Source organism: Azospirillum sp. UFLA03-27, assembly GCF_059803775.1.
Genome location: NZ_JAUQTX010000436.1, coordinates 1 through 2,750, shown reverse-complemented (window position 1 = coordinate 2,750; position 2,750 = coordinate 1). Strand labels below are relative to the sequence as shown.

Annotated in this window: 3 protein-coding genes; 1 reads left to right on the top strand and 2 read right to left on the bottom strand. The window is 69.2% G+C overall.

What is annotated here, in order from left to right:
• Together Q4I23_RS31965 and Q4I23_RS31960 are read right to left on the bottom strand one after the other, a co-directional pair.
• A partial coding sequence (locus tag Q4I23_RS31965) for a 5'-3' exonuclease H3TH domain-containing protein (RefSeq protein WP_498528905.1) occupies positions 1 to 1,375 on the bottom strand: 1,375 nt, incomplete at its 3' end.
• A 100-nt stretch (positions 1,376 to 1,475) separates the two neighbouring features.
• Complete coding sequence (locus Q4I23_RS31960) at positions 1,476 to 2,138, bottom strand: DUF6766 family protein (protein ID WP_498528904.1); 663 nt, start codon at positions 2,136 to 2,138, stop codon at positions 1,476 to 1,478.
• A gap of 152 nt (positions 2,139 to 2,290) precedes the next feature.
• Here Q4I23_RS31960 and Q4I23_RS31955 point away from each other — a divergent pair.
• On the top strand, positions 2,291 to 2,750 hold a 460-nt coding region (locus Q4I23_RS31955; protein WP_498528903.1), incomplete at its 3' end, for a hypothetical protein.

Genomic DNA, 2,750 nt, shown 5'->3' with positions numbered 1-2,750 from the left:
TCTTGAGGATCGCCGGGTCCTCCAGCACCTCCTTCAGGGCCTTCAGCGCGTCCTCCGCCGGGATCTGCTTCGGCGCTTCCGGTGTCTCGAAGGACAGCTCCCCGCTGGCCGCGGCGTTGGGGGCCTGATGGGCCAGGGGGATGTAGCAGGCCAGCCCCGGCTCGGTCGCCAGCGAGATGCCGACCAGAGTCGCCGTGGCGGGGGTCAGCGAGTTGGTCTCGGTGTCCACGGCCAGGATGCCGGTGGTCCGGGCGCGCTCCAGCCAGACGGCCAGGGCGTCAAGGTCCTGCACCAGTTCGTAGCGCTGCTCGACGTCGGTCGGCGGGGCGGGGCGGCTGCGCGGCGCGGCGATCTCCGCCGCCGGGGCGGTGTCGGTGGAAGCGGCGGCCTTGGCCGGGCCGGCGGACGGCGTGGCGGAGGAGGGGACCGCGCCGTCGGCGATGGTTCCGTCCTTGCGCATCTCCGCCTCGACGCGGCTGACGATGGTGCGGAAGCCCTGGGCGCGCAGGAAGTCGATCAGCTTCTGGTGGTCGGGCTCGCGGACCCGCAGCTCCTCCAGCGGCTTCGGCGGCGGGGCATGGTCGTCCAGCAGGACGAGGCGGCGGGAGATCCGCGCCTGCTCCGCAAAGTCGATCAGCTTCTGGCGGCGCGCCGGCTGCTTGATCTCGCCGGCGCGGGCCAGCAGCGATTCGAGGTCGCCGTATTCGGTGATGAGCTGGGCGGCGGTCTTCACGCCGATGCCCGGCACGCCCGGCACGTTGTCCACGCTGTCGCCGGCCAGCGCCTGCACGTCCACCACCCGGTCGGGGGCGACGCCGAACTTCTCGAACACCTCGTCGGGGCCGATGGGCTTGTTCTTCAGCGGGTCGAGCATCCGCACGCCGGGGCGGACGAGCTGCATCATGTCCTTGTCGGACGACACGATGGTGACCTCGCGCCCGGCCTCGTTGGCCAGCCGCGCGTAGGTGGCGATCAGGTCGTCGGCCTCGTAGCCCTCCAGCTCAAGGCAGGGCAGGCAGAAGGCCTCCGTCGCCTCGCGGATCAGGGCGAACTGGGGCTTCAGCTCCTCCGGCGGCTCGGGGCGGTGGGCCTTGTATTCGGGATAGAACTCGTTGCGGAAGTTCAGCCGCTTCGAATCGAAGACCACCGCCACGGCGGAGGCCTTCAGGTCGGCCAGCAGCTTCAGCAGCATGTTGGAGAAGCCCAGCACCGCGTTCACCGGAGTGCCGTCCGGACGGTTCAGCATCGGCAGGGCGTGGAAGGCCCGGAAGATGAAGCCCGACCCGTCCACCAGATACAGGCCGCTGCCGTCCCCAACGGGCGCGGGGGCTTCGGTGGCGGTCTGGAGCGTGTCGGTGGTCTTTTCGTCGGACATGATGCGGCCTCTTCCCTTTGGGGCGTTACCATGGCCGAAGGCGGCCCGAGAGTCGAGCGCCCGACGCCCCCGAAAAGGCCGGTCGTGAAGGGCCGGGCGGTCAGTCGCCGGTTTGGCGGTTGGGGGCGGCGACCGGCTTGGATTCGGGGGAGCCGCGCTCGCGCAGATAGATGCCGAGCACGACCAGAACCCCCATGGACAGGAACTCGCTCTGCCAGTTCTGGAAGCTCTCGTACCAGAATTCCGGATCGGCGAGGGTTTCGCCCATGGTCCGGATGGGCTGGTGATGCCACGCCGCCTCCTCGTTCGAGCGCCGCGTGCTGCCCGCCAGATGCAGGACGAAGGACATCACGAACAGCGTCACCAGCGCGACGCTGAGCGAGTGGGAGTAGAGCCGCAGCAGCAGGCCGCCCCGGTGCACCGGCCAGGGTGCGTCGGGGTCGCCGCGCCGCCGCTCGGGCGCCTCGTCCTCCGGGTTGGCCTCTCCCGGCTTCTTGGATTCCGAGGAGCCTTTCTGGACCAGGATGGCGGTCAGCAGCACATAGACCGACATCTGGAGGAACTCGCTCTCCCAGTTCTCGAAGGTCGCCGACAGGAAATGGCCGGTGGTCAGATAGTCGAAGAAGCCGACGGGCGGCTGGGCGTGGAGGCGAAGCTCCTCCGCCAGGGCGCGCCATCCGGCCAGCACCTGCCCGATGATCGAGACGAGGAACAGCCCGAACAAGGCGACCGACAGCCCGTTGTCCCGCAGGAAGCGACGCATGTGCTGCACCTTGATTCTGATGCCACGCCCTAGTCCCTCAACGCTTGGCCAAGCAAGAGGTTTCCCCGCCGCTCCCATGCCTCACCAGGAACCTTGAAAGGCGGGGTCCTGTTGATTGGAGGCTCCACACAACAACCTTCGGTCCATTTCCCATGAACCACTCTGTCGCCGGAGCCATCGCCGGGCTGGCCGGCACCGTCGCCATGACGGCGGCCATGCGCGCGATGTTCCGCGCCTTGCCGGAGAAGGACCGTTACCCCTTGCCACCGCGCCTGATCACGGACCGCGTCGTCGGCCCGACCGGCGTGATGGACGCGATGGATGAGCCGGAGCGCCGCGACCTGACGCTCGCCCTGCATTACGGCTACGGCGCCGCCGCCGGGGCGCTGTATCCGGCGGTCGCGCGTCGGATCGGCGGACCGGCGGTGGCGACGGGGATCGGCTACGGCCTCGCGGTCTGGGGCGCCAGCTATCTCGGCTGGATTCCGGCGATGCGCATCCTGACCCCCGCGACCCGCCATCCGCGCTCCCGCAACAGCCTGATGCTGGCCGCCCATGTGGTGTGGGGAGGCTGTCTCTTATACACATCTGACGCTGCCGACGATTATACGC

Coding starts and splice junctions, on each gene's coding strand:
- Q4I23_RS31960 (WP_498528904.1), bottom strand. CDS start 2,138: ATGCGTCGCTTCCTGCGGGACAACGGGCTGTCGGTCGCCTTGTTCGGG.